Raw genomic sequence first — 18,408 nt, 5'->3', positions numbered from 1 at the left:
ATAGATACATCAATCATCATATAAACTTACCCATATGCTTAACAACTATCTGCGGATTGGCTGGCGGAACCTGCGCCGCTATAAAATGTACAGTAGTATTAATATAGGCGGCCTGGCTATCGGCCTCGCAGTAGGTATCCTGATACTTGTATGGGTGCAGGATGAGTTAAGTTATGACAGATTCCATGAGAAGGGAGACAATCTCTATAAGCTGACCGTCAGCTTTACTTCCGGTACTGACGTACAGACCTGGGAAGGCATGCCGGGACCTATAGCAGTACACGCTGTGAAAGAGATTCCCGGCGTACAGAAGGCTGTACGCACCAGGGATAACTGGGGGGATATCTCAAAGTTCTCGTACAACAATAACGACTTCTTTGATATTAAGACAGGCTTTGTTGAACCGTCCTTTTTCACATTGTTCACATTCCCACTGCTGAAAGGGGATGTACAACATCCTTTCCTTGATAACACTTCTCTCGTTGTAACACGCAGCGCTGCCCTGAAATACTTCGGCACTACGGATGTAATGGGAAAGGTCATCGCAGGAGATGGAAAGAATTATGTTGTAACCGGACTAATGGAAGATTTTCCGGAGCAGTCCAGCATCCGGTATGAGTTCATGCTGCCGTTCAGTATACTCCAGGCAAAATTTGGAGGGAATGGATCCTGGACCACACTGGATGATGACTGGGGCGACTTCTTTTTCACTACCTATCTGCAACTGGCGCCCCATACATCCATCGAAAAAGTGTCTGCCGGACTGGCCAGATTGCGTCCGGACGGTCAGCAGGAGGCAGCCATAAAATATAACGTACAGCCGCTGTATGATGTGCACCTGTATAACCCCGATCTGAGTGAAGGCAGTATCAAAATAGTGCGGATATTTCTGATCATTGCCATAGTGATACTATTGATTGCTTGTGTGAACTATGTAAACCTGTCTACCGCCAGGGCTATGCAAAGAGCTGCTGAAGTGGGCGTTCGTAAAATAGTAGGCGCCAGCAGGAGACAGCTGTTTATCCAGTTTATATGGGAATCTGTGCTGGTATTTGCACTGGCATTGGTACTGGCTGTGATTATGATCCTCTTACTGATCCCTTTCTATAATAATCTTACTGACAAACATCTTTCGTTCGGTCTGAAGAACCTGCAAATGATATTTGCCATCGGTCTGTCCATGCTGGTAACCCTGATAGTAGCGGGTATTTATCCTGCAGTTATTTTATCCTCGTTTAACCCCCTGAAAACATTAAAGGGAGGACTGACCCTTTCCGGCGGTAACGTGTCCTTCCGTCGTGTCCTGGTAGTCGTGCAGTTCCTCATTGCCACCGTGCTGATTGTCAGTACACTGGTAGTGGGCCAGCAGCTGCGGTATATAAAATCAAAAGCGCTCGGTTACGACAAGGAGAATATCTTTTCCTTTTATTCCGGTCAGATGTACGACCACCTGGAAGCTGCTACTCAAGAGTTATCAGGCTCTCCCGGTATTGCAGCAGCGGCAACGGCCAATCAAAGTATGACCGGCATTGATGCCAGTACCGGCGATACCTATTGGGACGGTAAAGAAAAGAACGAATCGCTGATTGTACATGCATTCTCTGCAGATAAGAACTTCGTGCAAATGATGAAATTCAGATTTGTCGGGGGACAAAACTTTACCAATTCAAAGGCTGATTCTGCACATTTCATCATCAATGAAACGGCTGCAAAAATGATGAGAATGAAAGACCCTGTGGGAAAGAAATTCAAACTATGGGATAAGGACGGTATTATCATTGGTGTCATCAAAGACTTCCATTATGCCTCCCTCCACGAGAAAATTGGTCCGCTGGTGATCCATTACAGTCCTGTTAGTTTTATGGTATATGTAAAGACAAAAGCGGGAGAAATGGACAAGGCAGTGGCATCCGCAGAGCGGCTCTATAAACGCTACAATCCTGGCTTTCCTTTCAGGTATAACTTCCTCGACGATAATCTGGACAAGATATACAAACTGGACAGACGTACCGGTAAACTGTTTAACTATTTCGCAGGCATCGCCATCTTTATCAGCTGCCTGGGTCTCTTCGGATTGGCTACGTTTGCCACCGGACAAAGGGTGAAGGAAATAGGTGTAAGGAAAGTACTGGGTGCTTCTGTCACCAACATCATAACACTATTAACCAGCGATTTCCTGAAGATCGTCATGATATCAATAGCATTATCTGTGCCGCTTGCCTGGTATATCATGAACAAGTGGCTGGAAGACTATGCATACCGCATCACTATCAACTGGGGCGTATTTATAATGGCCGGCGGCCTGGCTATCATGGTAGCACTGCTGACAGTAATTTTCCAGGCGGTGAAAGCTGCATTGGCTAATCCCGTACGATCTTTAAGAACTGAATAGCCAACCGTAAAAAGAACTGTATGATCAAGAATTATCTGAAGATTGCCTGGAGGAATATTCGAAAACAGAAATTCTACTCCTTCATCAATATACTGGGGCTGACAATAGGTATGACCTGCTGCTTCCTGATATTTATGTACGTGCGTTTTGAGTTAAGCTATGACTCGTTCCACAAGAATAAAGACAGGATCTACAGGGTGGTGACAGATGTAAAGACACCGACTGAACTGATAGAAGCAGACATCACCTCTGCGCCCATGGGACCTAATATCAAGGCAGATTTCCCAGAAGTAGTTTCATCTGTCAGGATAAACCTGCAAAATGCACTGGTCACCATCGGCAGTAATAAGTACGATGAGGATAGAGTGGCGATGGCTGATTCTACCTTATTTGATATATTCTCATTCCAGCTGATAAGAGGCACCGCAAAGAATGCATTGGCAGAGCCTTTTACCGCTGTATTGACAGAAAGCAAGGCAAAGAAATATTTCGGATCAGCAGATCCTATGGGTAAGACTTTTCAGATGGATGGAGGAAAAGTCACCATCAAGGTAACAGGATTGATGAAGGACGTGCCTGAGAATTCCCATCTGCCTTTTGACATGGTGATCTCTATGGCTACTGCCGAAAGAATGGGACAGAACCTTACCGAATCATGGGGCAATTTTGGTATGCTCACATACCTGCTGCTGGCACCGGGTGCTGATGCCGCCAAACTGGAGAAGAAGCTGCCTGCCTTTATGGAAAGCCATATAGGAAGCACGATGAAGAGGAACAACATGTATTACACATTACACCTGGAACGCCTGAAAGATGTATACATGACTTCGAAAAGACCTGCTGCTGTAAAGGGAAGTATTACCAATATATACATATTCTCCATCGTGGCTGTTTTCATCCTCCTGATAGCTGTTATCAACTTTGTGAACCTCGCTACTGCCAGGGCAACAGAGAGAGCAAGAGAAGTAGGGGTACGGAAATCGGTAGGGGCTTATGAGTCACAGCTCACCTTCCAGTTCCTGTGTGAGACTTTGTTGCTCAGCTTATTCGCTTTTGTGTTGTCAGTGGCCCTGAGCCAGTTATTGCTGCCACCTTTTAACCTGCTGGCGGGAAAAGAAATAGCATACAATATATTCCTTACCGGCACTATCGGATGGTTTCTGTTCATTGCGATAGCTGTGGGCTTACTGGCAGGTATTTATCCTGCACTCGTATTGTCTTCTTATAAACCGGTAGTCGTGCTGAAAGGCGCTTTCAGCAGCAGTAACAAAGGACTGTTCCTGAGAAGAGGATTGGTGGTGTTCCAGTTCGTTATCACGATTGTATTGATAGCAGGCGTAATGATCGTTTATTACCAGTTATTATACCTGCAGAGCCGCGATCTCGGATTTAAGAAAGACCAACAGCTGGTAGTGGAGTTTGGTGGTGTCGATAATATGAAAGAGAAATGGTTTGATATCAGGCAACAGGTATTGAATGTACAGGGTGTCTCCGGCGCCACGTTCTCATCTGCCATACCGGGCAGGTTCCAGAACTCTGCATATAGTAATATCGAGATGAAGAATGGCGAAATGCAGGCCAGCAACATTAACCTGTACTTTATAGACTATGACTTCATCAAGCAATACGAGATCAAAGTGCTGGCCGGACGTGCATTCTCTCCTCAAATGGCGACAGACAGTACGCAGGCGATGCTTGTAAATGAAGCGGTTGTATCCTCGCTGGGGTATAGCAAACCGGAAGAGATCATTGGAAAGAAATTCGACCAGTGGGGAAGAAAGGGAACCATCATTGGCGTGATTAAGAATTTTAACTACCGCTCCCTGAAAGAGGCTGTGTCTCCACTGACATTGCGTATTGAGCCGGAAGCGTTTGTTCCCATGACGATTACTGTTAGTCCTAAAGATGCCAAAAAGGTTATTGCCGGTGTAGAAGCTATATATAACAGGTATGTACCGGAAGGACGGTTTAATTATTTCTTTGTGGATGATGATTTCGACCGCCAGTACCGGGGCGACTTCCGTTTCGGTCAGCTGGTACTGACATTCGCCATCCTGGCTATTTTCCTTGCCACACTGGGATTGTTGGGATTGATCTCTTATATCGTAATACAGCGCACCAAAGAGATTGGTATCCGGAAAGTATTGGGGGCTTCCGTTAACAATATTCTGTTGTTGCTGTCTACTGATTTCATTAAGCTGATAGCCATTGCCCTGCTGGTGGCCACACCACTGGCCTGGTACCTGATGTACCAGTGGTTGAAGGATTTCGCCTACCGTATTGATGTACCGTGGTGGGTATTCCTGGCAGCTGGTTGTGTAGCGGTGGTTATCGCACTGGCTACGGTCAGCATACAAACCATGAAGGCAGCAATGACCAATCCGGTGAAGTCATTACGCACCGAGTAAGAAAGTTTCTTTAGTAGTTACGTTTAAATATGACAAGTGAAATGTGTCATGGGCAGGTGTCTACCCGCCCATAGCTTTTAATTACTTAAAAAAAAGCGACTTTATGATAAAGAATTATCTGAAAATAGCCTGGAGGAATTTATGGAGGAACCGCGTGTTCTCTTCCATTAATATGGCAGGCCTTGGCATTGGAATGGCCGTAAGTTTCACGCTGATCCTGTACGTTCTGTTCCAGTTCAGTTATGACGACTTTCATAAAAATAACCGCTATATCTATCAGCTGAAGGTGGGGGATGATGGAGGCGCTAATACGCCGGTTCCTTTAGGTCCTTTCCTGCAAAAGAGTACGCCGGAGATCAAAGAGGTAATACGCACATCTTATCCGACTCCTCACTTGCTGAAAGTGGGCGACAAGTCTTTAAAGCTGTCAGGTTTCTATGCCGATCCTACCTTCCTGGAGGTATTTACCTTCCCGATTATAAAAGGACAGGCAAAGCTGACAGAAGAAAATTCCATTATTCTTACGGAGAGTACCGCCCGGAAATTATTTGGCAATGCAGAGCCGGTAGGCCAGATAGTAAATGTCGATATACATCGTCCGTTGATTGTTACAGCAGTGGTAAAAGACCCGCCCCGAAATTCTACTTTTCAGTTCTCCTACTTAGCAAGCTGGGCCCTGTTCAGAAGCATGGAGTTATGGGTGCGGAACGAAGAATGGGGGAATTTTGGTGTTAACACATTTGTACAGTTGCCGCCAGCGGTCGATCCTGCAGTAGTTGAACGCAAAATCAGGAATGTACTGCACGAACAGAGCGCAGTTATTCCTGCTACCAGTTATCTTTTGCTGCATGGCATGAGTAAATGGAGATTATATAGCGAGATAAAGGGAGGTAAAATTACCGGCGGAGAGATAGCATCTGTACGTTTGTTTGCTTTACTGGGATTAGGTATCCTGCTGATAGCCTGTGTGAACTTTATGAATCTCAGTACAGCGCAGAGTGAGCGTCGTGCCAGGGAAGTAGGTGTGAGAAAGGCGGTAGGGGCTAACAGGAAAATGCTGATCGGGCAGTTTATGAGTGAGTCGATGCTACTCGTAATGATCTCCCTCATACTGGCGTTGCTACTGATGTGGGGCATGCTGCCAACATTTAATACGCTTACCGGAAGCTCGCTAAAGTTATCACAGGCGCCACTCTCTTTCTGGCTGGCTATTATAATACTGGCATTGTTTACCGCTGCCATCTCGGGTAGTTATCCCGCCTTTGTATTGTCTGCATTCAAACCTATTAAGGTATTGAAAGGAGGGTTAGTAGAGGTCAGGGGTAATTCCCGGCCAAGGCAGGTGTTGGTGATGTTCCAGTTCACCCTGGCTATTATATTAATCATTGTAACCATCGTAATATACAGGCAGATCAGCTTTATACGTAACCAGCCGATAGGGTATGATCCTAAAGGACTGGTAGATGTACAGCTGGAAGGAAAGGTCTATGAAAACTATGATGCCTTCCTGCAGGAAGCGATCAGGTCTGGTGCTGCTGTGAACGGGAGTGTGCTGATGTCTCCCATCACAAATGCCGGCGCCAGTATGTGGGCGCTGAAATGGCCAGGTCAGTTAGCTGGTGAAGAGAATATCAATTTCGGTGTTGTTACAGCAACAGAACATTTCATCTCAACGTTTGGCCTTACTTTAAAGGAAGGACGCGACTTCCTTTCTGCCGGCGATTCGCTGTCGCTGATGCTGAATGAAACCGCCGTAAAGACCATGCATCTTAAGGAGCCAGTATTGGGACAGCAGGTACGCATAAATGGACAAGATAGAACTATTGTAGGTATCGTAAAAGACTTTGTATGGATGAAATCCTATATGCCGGCATCACCTGTTGTTATTCCATTCAATCCCTCATGGAGAGGTAGTATCACCATGAAGCTCAATCCGCAGTTGTCTGTAAGTGAATGTCTGCAGCGGATAGAAAAGGTATACCACTCTTTTAATCCAGACTATCCATTTGAATATACGTTCGTTGACGAGACATACAAACGTAAATACGCCTACGAACAGGTACTGGGAGCATTGATCAACGTATTTGCAACGCTGGCTATTATCATCAGTTGTCTTGGTCTGTTAGGATTGTCTGTATTTGCTGCCGCCCGCAGAAAGAAGGAAATAGGTATCCGCAAGGTACTGGGAGCCGGCATTGCGCAGGTAACGGTGCTGCTGTCAAAAGAGTTCCTGAAACCGGTGCTGATAGCTATCCTGGTAGCAAGTCCCATAGCCTGGTACGTTATGATGAAATGGCTGGAGAATTATACTTACCGGATATCAATGGACTGGTGGATTTATCTGCTGGCAGGTATGATTGCCATTGTGATAGCGCTGCTAACTGTGAGTATACAATCAGTAAAAGCGGCATCCATGAATCCTGTAAAGGCATTAAGAACAGAATAGATTATATTGAAACATAAACGACCGGCAACCGGGGAGGACTGGGCCGGCTAAACTACTAAAACAGCATATACTAATGATACAGTTAAAGCATATCTCCAAGCATTATCCGGTAGGATTTGGTAAGAACGAAATATTAAGAGATATTGATCTCAGAATCTTTGAAGGAGAGTTTGTATCTATTATGGGACCTTCGGGTTCCGGCAAATCTACCCTGCTACATATATTAGGATTACTGGAAGAACCTTCTCAGGGGGAGTACCTGTTTGACGGGGAGCCGGTGCATAAAATGAATGAAAAGAAACGTACGCAGTTGCACCGTGGCGCTATAGGATTTGTATTCCAGGCCTACCATCTGATAGACGAGCTGACGGTGTATGAAAATATTGAGACGCCCTTATTGTATAAGAACATGCCGGCAGCTGAACGGAAAAGCCGTGTAGCCGATATCCTGGACCGCTTCAATATTGTGGCTAAGAAAGACCTGTTCCCTAATCAGTTATCAGGTGGACAGCAGCAGCTGGTGGGCATTGCCCGCGCACTGGTAGGAGAACCCAAAGTGATCCTGGCGGATGAACCAACAGGTAACCTTCATTCAGACCAGGCGAAAGAGATCATGGAACTTTTCAAGCAATTAAACGAAAAAGATAAGATTACGATAGTTCAGGTAACGCACTCCGAACTTAATGCAACTTACGGTCACAGGATCATACAGATCCGTGACGGGAAAATCGCATAATTTCTTACAGGTAATTCCCGACGTCAGGTAATCTTATCAAGCTGTTGTGCGCAGGCACTGGGTCTGGTAATGATCCCGGTGTCGGGAATTGTTTGTTTAAGAATATTTTACGCCATTCATAAAGAATTTATTTATGTTATCATCACAATTATTATATTTTTGGAAGGTCATGAAAATATCCAAAATCCCGGGATGTATCCTGGCACTGTGCATCTTGTTTGCTAACTCTGCGACCGTTAAGGCGCAGGACACCTGGACACTGCAACGTTCTGTAGATTATGCGCTGGCAAACAACATATCGATCAAGCAACAAGACGTGCAAAAGCGTTTTGCAGCATTGACGTACCAGCAGAGCAAGTTGGCGCAGATCCCTACCCTCAGCACAGGAGTGCAGGCCACTTATGGTTCCGGCCGTAACATTGACCCGTATACCAATACGATCATTACCCAGTCTTATTTCAACCTCGGCGCCGGGGTGAGTGCCAATGTGAATATCTTCAACTGGTTCTACCGTCGTAACCTGATAGCCGCCAACAGTTATGAAGCACAGGCACAGAATCGTTACCTGGAGAGAGCTAAGAATAATGTGGCCTTCAATATTGCGGCAGCTTTTTTACAGATCCTGCTCAATATGGAACAGGTGCATATCAGCGAGCTGCAGGTAAAACTAACCGCTTCCCAGCTGGAGAATACTAAGAAACTGGTGATTGCCGGTTCCAAACCGGAAAGTGACCAGGCTGACCTGGAAACCAAACTGGCGAATGACAGTGTAAACCTGATCACAGCACAGAACAATGTGATCATGTCTACCTTAGAAATGAAAGCCTATCTGAACCTGGGATTTGACGTGCCTTATGTGCCGCAGATACCTGGTGATGTTACATCAATACCTATTCCCCGCCTGGATGAAGTAGACCCCGAAATGGTTTTCAGTGCGGCGCAGACAAACAATCCCGGAATAAAAGGAGACCTGTTAAGGATAAAATCACAGGAGCGTACTTTGGCCTCCCAGAAAGGGCTGTTGTATCCAAGCCTGTCTGCATCCGGTAACCTGAACACCAGTTACGCCAACAGTGCGAAAAACCAGGTAATTACAGGATATACGCCTTATTCTCAGGATATTGGTGAGGTAGCAATAGGTGGAACCACCTATACGGTAAAAGCGAATGGTCAGACGCCTAGTTATAAACTGGTTACCATTCCGTTCAGCGATCAGATCAACAACAACTTCCGTCAGTCGGTAGGCCTTTCGCTGAATATTCCTATCCTGAATGGATGGCAACAGAGAACAGCAGTAAAGCAGGCCAGACTGAATATTGAAACGCAAAAGCTGACATTGGACCAGGACCTTCAGCAATTACGCAGGGATATTTATACTGCCCATGCCAACGCGATGGCAGCTATTCAGAAGTTTTCCGCAGCATCGAAAGGTGTGGAGTCTTCCCAGCGTGCGTACGATTTTGCCACCAAGCGGTTCGATCTGGGTTTAATGAATACAATTGACTATATTACTACCCAAAACAACCTGTTCCGAGCTCAGATTGATAAGGTATCAGCCCAATACGAATATATATTTAGAATGAAACTACTGGAGTTTTACAGAGATCAGAAAGTCTCTCTGTAGCAGCTCCCTTCCTTTTGAAATACGCCGTTTTATATGAAGAGAAAGACACTTTTCTGGATCTTGGGGATCATTATTTTGTTGGTTGTCATTGTGGCCGTAAGTAAAGCCGGCAAGGACGACAGCATTAAAGTGGCAGTAGATGATGCCGCTCAAAAAACTATTATAGAGGTGGTTTCTGCCAGCGGTAAGATCTACCCTGAAACAGAAGTAAAGGTCAGCTCTGACGTATCCGGTGAAATTGTAGACCTCCCTGTACTGGAAGGAGATTCCGTGCAAAAAGGACAGGTGCTGGCGCGTATCTATGCCGATGTATACGGCTCTGTACGCGATAAGGCTACTGCTTCCCTCAGCCAGGCACAAGCCCAGCTGGCCAATTACGCTGCTTCATTGAATGCTTTCAAAGCCAAACTGGAACAGAGCAAAGCTGCTTATGACCGTAACAAGGAACTGCTGGCACAGAAAGTAGTGTCACGCAGTGAATTCGAAACAGCCGAAGCTACTTACCGTTCCGCCCTGGCAGATTATAACGCTGCTGCTGAGCAGGTGAATAGTAACCGTTTTGCGGTGCAGAGCGCAAAGGCAGGATTGACAGAAGCTAACACCAACCTCAAACGTACTACTATCGTGGCGCCAATGAGTGGTGTGGTATCTCTGCTGCCTGTCAAGAAAGGCGAACGCGTGGTAGGTACGGGTCAGATGAGTGGTACAGAGATCATGCGTATTGCTGATCTGAATATCATGGAAGTGCAGGTGGATGTAGGAGAAAATGATATTCCCCGTGTAAAGTATAATGATACGGCTATCGTAGAAGTAGACGCCTACAGCGACCGTAAATTCAAAGGTATTGTAACACAGATAGCCAGCTCCAGCAAAGGTGCGGCTACCAGTACCTCTACCTCAACTTCTTCTGCAGAACAGGTAACCAGCTATATCGTACATATCCGCATTCTGCCGGACAGCTATAAGGATCTGATCGATCCTGCTCATCCGAAGAACTTCCCTTTCCGCCCGGGTATGAGCGCTAGCGTAGATATCCAGACCCGCAGGAAGAACAATGTACTGGCAGTGCCTATCAACGCAGTGACCACCCGCGATATCATTGACAGTTCCAAAGCAGTAGGTGCTAAGAAAGAAGATCTGGCAGCTGCAAAGGAAACTGGTAAAGACCTGAAAGAAGTTGTTTTCGTACTGCAGCCAGATAAGACGGTGAAACTGGTGACTGTAACCACCGGTGTGCAGGATGATGCCCACATCGAAGTACTGTCTGGCCTGAAACCCGGCGACAAAGTGATCAGCGCTCCTTATTCCGCTGTGTCCAAAGACCTTGACCAGGGTAAAAAGGTAAGAGTGGTACCGAAGAAAGAACTGTTTGAAAACACTGGTAAGTAAAGATATTCCAGCATAAAGAAAGGGCGGCCTCGTAGAAACGGGGCCGCTTTTTTTTGTGTTCGTAAATGGTTAAATGGTATAGGTATAACAGGATCTATAGAACAATCAATAGTTTATTCATCACCCGGCGCGCTTTCCGATACGCGCTGTTTAACTGGTTGCGTACGGTTTGTTCAGCTGTTCCCGTCTTCGATGCAATCTCCCGGATGCTTAATTCATCAAAATGCGACCAGGCAAATACCTGCCGTTCCTTTTCAGGAAGTGCCTGCAGATCATCCTGTAACTGGGCGATCATGTCTTTGTGAATGATAGTGCTCATAGTGAGTTCAGTACCCTGTTCTTTGTACTGCGCAAACCTTTCCAGGTGTTTTTCCTTCACCCCGTCGTCCCTGAACTTACGGAGTATTGCCTTTCTGGCAGCGCTGAACAGGTAATAGCGGATGTGGGAAGTAATACGCAGGGTATGCCTTCTCTCCCAGAGATCTGTAAAGAGATCCTGGATCAGGTCCTGTGCATCGGCCTCACTGCACAATACACGGGCTGTATACTGGTATAGGGATTCCCAGTAAGTGTTAAAAAGGCTTTCAAAGGCGGGCGACTCTCCCAGGTGAAGGATATCTGGTAGTGTCTCGGGTTGATCTGTTGTCATATTTCCTGGCGGCTGCTAAAAATAGCAGAAGGAGCCGCATGGAGGAAGAGGGATGTCAAATTATCATGAAGACTTAACATTGGAGGGCGCGTTGTCGATTATAGACAACCGGGATATTGTGAGATTGCGTCACTACCTGCAAAAACTTAACATTGGCCTGTGTTAATTTAACATTAAATTTATGTTATCAAATAAAATAACGACTTAAAGACTATGTCAAGTACAGATACCGCGAAGGCTGCAAAGCCCGCTAAAGCATCACGTAAAGAAGCACGCACCACCATTGAAAAGAAACTCGACCTCTTATTAACTGACCTGAAAGCTGAACTGGGAGATACTAAGTTCAGGAACAGGATCAGGAAGGCTGCAAAACTGTTGAGCAAAGGGTTAGACAAACCTAAAAAGAAAGCGATTGCCAAGAAGAAAGTAGCCAAGAAAGCTACCAAACCAGCAAAACCTGCTAAAGCCGAGGCTACAACAAAATCAGCCGAGTAAATACACCTCATCAGGAGCAAATACTGATAATATATATTTAACAGCCCGCCTGTAACAGTTAACTGTTATATGCGGGCTGTGTGCTATATATATTTAGGGCTTTTGCTTTTGTATGACGACGATGCCGGTACTTTGTCTTCCTGGTTTGTGCTGGTATCCGGTATTTTCCCAGCCTGTATAGGATCGCCGGTATACTACCTTAATGTGCCGCTGTTTGAGTCAATGGAATGGCAATGGCTGGGCGGCAAACCCTTCTCCGTTCATGTAAGGAATTTCAGCGACCGGAATGTCTACATCCATGAAGTATGGTTGAACCGCAAGAAACCGGACCGTAACTGGATCACTCATGCAGAGATCACGAGTGGTGGAAAACTGGAAATCGTGACAGGCGATAAGCCGGATGAGAAACAGGGGCTGGGTAACAAATGTATCGCAGAAATTGGCCGCCAACAATAGATATAGGATATTCTGCATTTATACAATTATCTGATAACAAAGAGTGTACATCTATAGCTTTTCAAACACTCTTTGTGAGGGCCCTACCATAGCGTATTCGGTGAGATAACCCATATATAACCCATATATAAGCCATATATGACCCATATATAACCCATATTTATAGAGATATGGGTTATATATGGGGTATATGTAGGTTACCTACAGCTTATATATGAGTAGCCTCAATTACCCGAGCGGTTTAGAATCAGTTTAATCCCTTGTACTGGTTACGGATATAGGTCAGATCGAACGTACCCAGGTTCTTGTAGTAGATGTTGAACATCTTGGCAGGATCAGTTGCGATCTCACCGCTTTGAACATCTCCATCATCACCGTCATTCCATGCCCATGGAGCATTAGCGCCACCATCGCCGTAGCTGCTCACCAGACCGCCTGAAGGGCTGTTAAACAGCTGGGTGTTGTTACGCTGTTCCCATAAACCACCGGCTTCAAAAATGTCGACCAGTTTGTAGGATACGTTACGGTCGTCCGGACCGGTTGGAACACCGGCAGTGCGGCCTGGCACATAGCGGATACCATCGCCAACGATGTTCACATATGGGTAAGCCTTCAGACCGTGGCCTTTCGCTTCATGACCGGTAGTAGGGTGAGATTCGTTGTTGTAAGTTTCCATAGTGAGGGTACCGTCGTTGGTCTCGTGGTTGTTCTGCCATGAGCTACCGGAAACGGTGTAGCTATAGAAATCTCTGTGGAAAGTGGTTACCATAGCCTGCAGGGCACCATAGGTAGAACCGTCTTTTCTGATCACCACCTCGATACCTTCGAAGTCGTTCTCATGCTGGTCCAGGTAGTAACCGAAAGGGTTATCTGTCCAGTCGCGTGGGTGGAAGAACGCGTAGTTGATAAACCAGTGTGTGCTGGTTTCAGCTACTGAATAATATACATTGGCTGCAGCGGCGTAGTTACCTGCAATGTTGTTCCAGTTGTTGGTACCAACCCAGTCACCGTCGAAATTGATAGCGGTGATATAGTCGGCTTTACCACCAACGGCGTAATCGCCAGTTTGGTCAACGTCCTGGTAGTGAACAGGCGCCCAGCGGTAAGCCAGTTCTTCATTGAAGTTTACGGCAGCAGCCTGTGTGGCGCCGAGCGTTTCGGGTTTCATTTTCTGTACATCTTCTTTGCTACAGGAAACGAGGATCGTGGATGCCAGCACGAATAGGAGCGCTGGCAGGCTCAGTTTGTGGAGGAGCGTCTTCATAGGTTCGCAATTGTTGTCTTTTAATGAATAGTGCCGGGATAATGAGGGACTACGGGAATAAGTTTCACAGCCGGGGCATTTTAACCATTGGCGGGAACGGCTTAACGATATGGTAATATTCGCCCGTAAATTCCTTACTTTGCGGAAAAAGAAATAGATACGTGAAAGCAGGTATTATAGGCAGCGGCAGTTGGGCGACAGCGTTAGCCAAGATTTTAACGGATAATGGGAACAGGATCTCCTGGTGGATCAGGAATGAAGATACGATCCGTTACATGCAGCTGCGTCATCATAACAGGCATTATCTCACCTCAGTATATTTTGATACCACTTTAGTAGATCTGAGCAGCAACCTGGAACAGGTGGTAGCTGCCTGTGATGTACTGGTGTTGGCAGTGCCTTCTGCTTTCCTGGAAGAAGTAATGCTGCAATTATCGCCGGAGGCGCTGAAGGGCAAGAAGGTCGTTTCAGCCGTGAAAGGACTTGTGCCGGGCAGTAACCTGCTGATCAATGATTATCTATCTGAGATGTTCGATCTTCCCCTGGAACAGTATTTTGCGATTACGGGACCTTGTCATGCGGAAGAAGTGGCGAATGAAAAACTGTCTTACCTGACGTTCTCAGGCTTGCAGGAAAAGTCTGCACAGGCCATAGCAGATATGTTCACTAACAGTTACCTGCAAACGATTGTGAACCGCGACGTAATAGGGGTGCAACTGGCAGCGGTGCTGAAGAATATTTATGCGATGGGGGCAGGTATTGCCCATGGCCTGGAATATGGCGATAACTTCCTCAGTGTATATATTACCAACTGCTTCAGGGAAATGCAGCAGTTCCTGGATGCCTATGGAAAAGACCATACAGAAGCAGGTACACATAATTACAACGCCAGCGCCTACCTGGGCGATCTGCTGGTAACCTGTTATTCCCTCCACAGCCGTAACCGCACCTTCGGCAATATGATCGGTAAGGGTTATTCCGTGAAAGCCGCTCAATTAGAACTGAATATGGTCGCCGAAGGTTACTATGCCAGCAAATGTTTATTTGAAATGAACATGGAAGTAGGCGCTTACATGCCTGTGGCTCAGGCGGTTTATACAATGTTATGGCAGCACTTAAATCCCCGTGAAGTTTTCCTGTCTCTGGAAAAGGGATTTATTTAACTGATTGTTAACGCTTTGTTAAAGCCTTGATAAGATTGGATTGTAATCTTCGTAGCAGAATAACAACTTACTTAAACCTAATATTCTGCTATGACCGCAACCAGTCTGCGCCTGAAGACATTTCTTGCAGGCATTTTCCTCCTTTTATTTTCCTTTGGAGTGATGGCCCAGCAGGTCATCACCGGGAAAGTAATATCCGGAGATGACAGGCAACCATTACCTGGAGCTACCGTACAAGTAAAAGGTGCTGCCAGAAAGACCATTACAGACAATGCCGGTAATTTCAATCTCTCCGCCGGCAATGACGACATTCTTATTATTAGTAGCATTGGCTTCACTACGCAGGAAGTGAAAGCTTCCGCTGCTGCCAGCATCGTACTGGCCACCGATACCAGGGGACTGGGAGAGGTGGTGGTAACTGCGCTGGGTATCAAAAAAGAGCGTAAAAAGCTTGGATACGCTATCCAGGAAGTAAAAGGCGAAGACCTGACCGTGGCCAGGGAATCCAACATCGTGAATCAGCTGGCTGGTAAAGTAGCTGGTGTGACTGTGATTGGAAGTCCTTCAGGAGTAGGTGGTTCCGCCAGGGTATCTGTTCGTGGTGAGCGTTCAGTAGACCTGAACAAGAACCAGCCACTGTATGTAGTGGATGGTGTACCTATCAGCAATGCCATCAACGGCGGATCTGGTAGTAACAACCTGGAAGTGGATTTCGGTAACGGCGCCAGCTTTATCAATCCGGATGATGTGGAAAGCATGAGTGTACTGAAAGGCCCTGCTGCTGCGGCATTGTATGGTTCCCGCGCTGCGAATGGCGTGGTGATGATCAAAACCAAATCAGGCAAGAAACAGAAAGGTATGGGTGTGGAAGTGAACAGCAATGCCACTTTTGAATCAGCCCTGAAGCTGCCTGAATACCAGAAAACATATGGTCAGGGTAACGCCAGTGGTGGTGATTTCGCCTTTGTAAACGGTGGTGGCGCCGGTTTATCTGATGGTACTGACGAAGGCTGGGGACCTGCTTTCAAAGGACAGCTGTTTCCGCAGTTCAATTCTCCCCGTACCCTGAATGGCCAGGCTATTCCTTATACCGGTGGTGATATGAATGCACCGGCAGGTAGTGTGATCACGCCTTCTGCATGGCTGCCTGACAATGATAATCTGAAGAACTTCCTGCAAACCGGGAATACTATTACCAATAACGTAGCCGTGGTAGGTGGTAATGACAACGGCGATTTCCGTCTGAGTTATACCAACCTGCACCAGAAGGGTATCGTTCCTAATACAGGCCTCGACAGGCATACTACCAGTTTTTCTGCTGGCTATCACCTGACGCCTAAATTCACTGCAAGGGCTTTTGTAAGTTATATCAAGGGAGAAAGTGACAACCGTCCTTCTATCAGCTATGGTACAGAAAGCATTATGTATCTGTTCAACTGCTGGTTACCTGCTTCTGTACGTGTAAGCGATCTGAAACGTCTCTGGATGCATGGTCTGGATGGCAAACAGCAATACAACTGGAACTATAACTATCACGATAACCCGTATTTTACTGTTTACCAGAATACCAATGGTCAGTTTTACGACCGTATAATTGGTAATGTCATCTTAAGATATGATCTCACCAACTGGCTGAATCTGCAGGTGCGTACTGCTACCGACTGGAGCAGCGAGCGCAGGGAATACCGCAGGGCATTCAGTACTCAGCGTTTCCCATTTGGCGAGTACCGCGAGGTGAACATCATCAACCAGGAGCGTAACACCGACTTCCTGTTCACTGCGAACAAAGAGATCAACAGCGACTTCTCTGTGAATGCTACCCTGGGTGGTAACCAGATGCGTCAGACCTCCCGTTTCAATGAAGATATCGCAGGACAATTAAACCTGCCGGGTATCTATCGCCTGACCAACTCCAGGATCGCGCTGGTGAATAACCAGAATAATGTTGGTAAACGTATCAACAGTTTGTACGGTTCTGCAGGTGTTTCTTATAAGAACAAACTCTTCCTGGATGTAACCGGTCGTAATGACTGGAGCAGTGCTCTGACCTTACCAGAAGATCTGAAAGCTTTCGGAAGTGAGCAGAACTCTTATTTCTATTCTTCGGTAGCGTTGAGCGGTATTATCAGTGATATGATCAAACTGCCTGCTGTGATCAGCTTCGCTAAACTAAGAGCCAGCTTCGCGCAGGTAGGTAATGATACTGATCCTTTTGCGTTTACACAGACCTTCAACCGTAGCGATCCTTATGGTGCATATCAGGTATATGAAGAGACCAACCGTTTATCTAACCTGAACCTGAAACCAGAGATCAGCTCTGCGTTTGAATTTGGTACAGACATCCGCTTCTGGCAGAACAGGATTGGACTGGATGTGACTTACTATCAGAGTAATACCAAGAACCAGATCCTGAATATTCCTTTATCCAACACCAGCGGTTACGAAACACGTGTGATCAATGCTGGTTCTATCCGTAACCATGGTTGGGAAGTGATGCTGAATGTCACTCCGGTGAAAACTAAAAACTTCGCCTGGGATGCTTATGTGAATTTTTCCACCAACCGTAGTAAGGTACTGGAATTGACTGATGGTCTGAAGAACTATGTGATGGCTGACAGGAGCGTATCTGTAGAAGCGAGGGTAGGAGAGCGTATGGGTGATCTGTACGGTATCGGTTTCGCCAGAGTACAGAGCTCAGATCCTAAGGCGGCATACTATGATCCGAGCGGTAAGTTCACGGGTCAGATGGTATTTGCAGCGAATGGTCGTCCGGTAGCGACTACAGAGAGAATCAGACTGGGTAACTATAATCCTGACTGGCTGATGGGTGTTGGTAACAGCTTCACTTATAAAGGTGTAAGACTGAGTGCCCTGTTCGATATCCGTCATGGTGGTAAGCTTTATTCCCATACGCAGACCGTGGGTCGTGAAGGCGGTATCATCAAGGAAACACTGGAAGGCCGTGCAGATGGTTATGATATTACCAAACCAGGTAATGGTGTAATTGGTTATGGTGTAGTGCAGACTGCTGACGGTGCTTTCATCCAGAATACCACCAAGGTAGCAGTACGTGAGTGGCATAGTGCCTGGACCGGAGGTCGTAATATAGCGGAGGGTGTGATGTATGATGCATCTTTTGTGAAGCTGCGTGAACTGCAGATCGGTTATTCCTTCCCGGGTTCTTTCAAGAAGGGGATCATTAAGGGTATGAACGTATCGCTGGTAGGTCGTAACCTCTTCCTGTGGGATAATGTACCACACGTAGATCCTGAGGTGATGTCTTATTCCGGAGGTACTGCATTACCAGGTATTGAGTACATGAGTTTACCGAGCAGCCGTAGTTACGGTGTGAACCTGAGCTTCAAATTATGATCATCCTAAACAAG

General features: G+C 46.3%; 12 protein-coding genes. 10 read left to right on the top strand and 2 right to left on the bottom strand.

Annotation, left to right across the window (positions count from 1 at the left end; all coding sequences use genetic code 11):
• Window positions 1–34 precede the first annotated feature (34 nt).
• From BLR32_RS20070 to BLR32_RS20045, 6 genes are all read left to right on the top strand, one after another.
• The gene (locus tag BLR32_RS20070) at window positions 35–2,392 is read left to right on the top strand and encodes an ABC transporter permease (RefSeq protein ID WP_089834624.1); all 2,358 of its coding nucleotides are present in this window, start codon (window positions 35–37) and stop codon (window positions 2,390–2,392) included.
• 20 nt (window positions 2,393–2,412) lie between these two features.
• Complete coding sequence (locus BLR32_RS20065; RefSeq protein WP_089834623.1) at window positions 2,413–4,800, top strand: ABC transporter permease; 2,388 nt, start codon at window positions 2,413–2,415, stop codon at window positions 4,798–4,800.
• 103 nt (window positions 4,801–4,903) lie between these two features.
• A complete protein-coding gene (locus BLR32_RS20060) occupies window positions 4,904–7,246 on the top strand; it encodes an ABC transporter permease (protein ID WP_089834622.1) in 2,343 nt (780 codons plus the stop codon).
• Between the two features lie 73 nt (window positions 7,247–7,319).
• Window positions 7,320–7,982 carry an ABC transporter ATP-binding protein gene (locus BLR32_RS20055; RefSeq protein WP_089834621.1) on the top strand — a complete coding sequence of 221 codons (663 nt, stop codon included), beginning with the start codon at window positions 7,320–7,322 and terminating at the stop codon, window positions 7,980–7,982.
• A 169-nt stretch (window positions 7,983–8,151) separates the two neighbouring features.
• Complete coding sequence (locus BLR32_RS20050) at window positions 8,152–9,606, top strand: TolC family protein (RefSeq protein ID WP_176842358.1); 1,455 nt, start codon at window positions 8,152–8,154, stop codon at window positions 9,604–9,606.
• Window positions 9,607–9,639: 33 nt separating this feature from the next.
• A complete protein-coding gene (locus tag BLR32_RS20045) occupies window positions 9,640–10,995 on the top strand; it encodes an efflux RND transporter periplasmic adaptor subunit (protein ID WP_089834619.1) in 1,356 nt (451 codons plus the stop codon).
• Between the two features lie 94 nt (window positions 10,996–11,089).
• Here BLR32_RS20045 and BLR32_RS20040 read toward each other — a convergent pair whose 3' ends face one another.
• Complete coding sequence (locus BLR32_RS20040) at window positions 11,090–11,644, bottom strand: RNA polymerase sigma factor (protein ID WP_089834618.1); 555 nt, start codon at window positions 11,642–11,644, stop codon at window positions 11,090–11,092.
• A gap of 213 nt (window positions 11,645–11,857) precedes the next feature.
• Here BLR32_RS20040 and BLR32_RS20035 point away from each other — a divergent pair, with 213 nt between their 5' ends.
• Together BLR32_RS20035 and BLR32_RS20030 are read left to right on the top strand one after the other, a co-directional pair.
• Complete coding sequence (locus BLR32_RS20035) at window positions 11,858–12,139, top strand: hypothetical protein (protein WP_089834617.1); 282 nt, start codon at window positions 11,858–11,860, stop codon at window positions 12,137–12,139.
• 102 nt (window positions 12,140–12,241) lie between these two features.
• Entirely contained in the window at window positions 12,242–12,595 is a 354-nt protein-coding gene (locus BLR32_RS20030) for a glycoside hydrolase domain-containing protein (RefSeq protein WP_245705472.1), read from the top strand.
• Window positions 12,596–12,842: 247 nt separating this feature from the next.
• On the opposite strand, the gene BLR32_RS20025 is transcribed toward BLR32_RS20030, so the two are convergent.
• Window positions 12,843–13,859 (bottom strand): hypothetical protein, encoded by a 1,017-nt coding sequence (locus tag BLR32_RS20025; protein ID WP_089834615.1) that lies wholly within the window; start codon window positions 13,857–13,859, stop codon window positions 12,843–12,845.
• A 161-nt stretch (window positions 13,860–14,020) separates the two neighbouring features.
• On the opposite strand from BLR32_RS20025, the gene BLR32_RS20020 reads away from it, so the two are divergent.
• Window positions 14,021–15,022, top strand: coding sequence for an NAD(P)H-dependent glycerol-3-phosphate dehydrogenase (locus BLR32_RS20020; protein WP_089834614.1), 1,002 nt, complete (start codon window positions 14,021–14,023; stop codon window positions 15,020–15,022).
• A gap of 90 nt (window positions 15,023–15,112) precedes the next feature.
• The gene (locus BLR32_RS20015; RefSeq protein WP_089834613.1) at window positions 15,113–18,394 is read left to right on the top strand and encodes a SusC/RagA family TonB-linked outer membrane protein; all 3,282 of its coding nucleotides are present in this window, start codon (window positions 15,113–15,115) and stop codon (window positions 18,392–18,394) included.
• Window positions 18,395–18,408 lie beyond the last annotated feature (14 nt).

The organism is Chitinophaga filiformis, assembly GCF_900102545.1.
GTDB lineage: Bacteria > Bacteroidota > Bacteroidia > Chitinophagales > Chitinophagaceae > Chitinophaga > Chitinophaga filiformis.
Note: the sequence above shows the minus strand (reverse complement) of the source record. Positions and strands in the feature narration are given on the sequence as shown.

Bases quoted from the DNA above. Each gene is read 5' to 3' on its own strand.
- BLR32_RS20070 (WP_089834624.1), top strand. From the start codon at position 35: ATGCTTAACAACTATCTGCGGATTGGCTGGCGGAACCTGCGCCGCTAT.
- BLR32_RS20035 (WP_089834617.1), top strand. From the start codon at position 11,858: ATGTCAAGTACAGATACCGCGAAGGCTGCAAAGCCCGCTAAAGCATCA.
- BLR32_RS20060 (WP_089834622.1), top strand. From the start codon at position 4,904: ATGATAAAGAATTATCTGAAAATAGCCTGGAGGAATTTATGGAGGAAC.
- BLR32_RS20055 (WP_089834621.1), top strand. From the start codon at position 7,320: ATGATACAGTTAAAGCATATCTCCAAGCATTATCCGGTAGGATTTGGT.
- BLR32_RS20065 (WP_089834623.1), top strand. From the start codon at position 2,413: ATGATCAAGAATTATCTGAAGATTGCCTGGAGGAATATTCGAAAACAG.
- BLR32_RS20050 (WP_176842358.1), top strand. From the start codon at position 8,152: ATGAAAATATCCAAAATCCCGGGATGTATCCTGGCACTGTGCATCTTG.
- BLR32_RS20040 (WP_089834618.1), bottom strand. From the start codon at position 11,644: ATGACAACAGATCAACCCGAGACACTACCAGATATCCTTCACCTGGGA.
- BLR32_RS20025 (WP_089834615.1), bottom strand. From the start codon at position 13,859: ATGAAGACGCTCCTCCACAAACTGAGCCTGCCAGCGCTCCTATTCGTG.
- BLR32_RS20045 (WP_089834619.1), top strand. From the start codon at position 9,640: ATGAAGAGAAAGACACTTTTCTGGATCTTGGGGATCATTATTTTGTTG.
- BLR32_RS20015 (WP_089834613.1), top strand. From the start codon at position 15,113: ATGACCGCAACCAGTCTGCGCCTGAAGACATTTCTTGCAGGCATTTTC.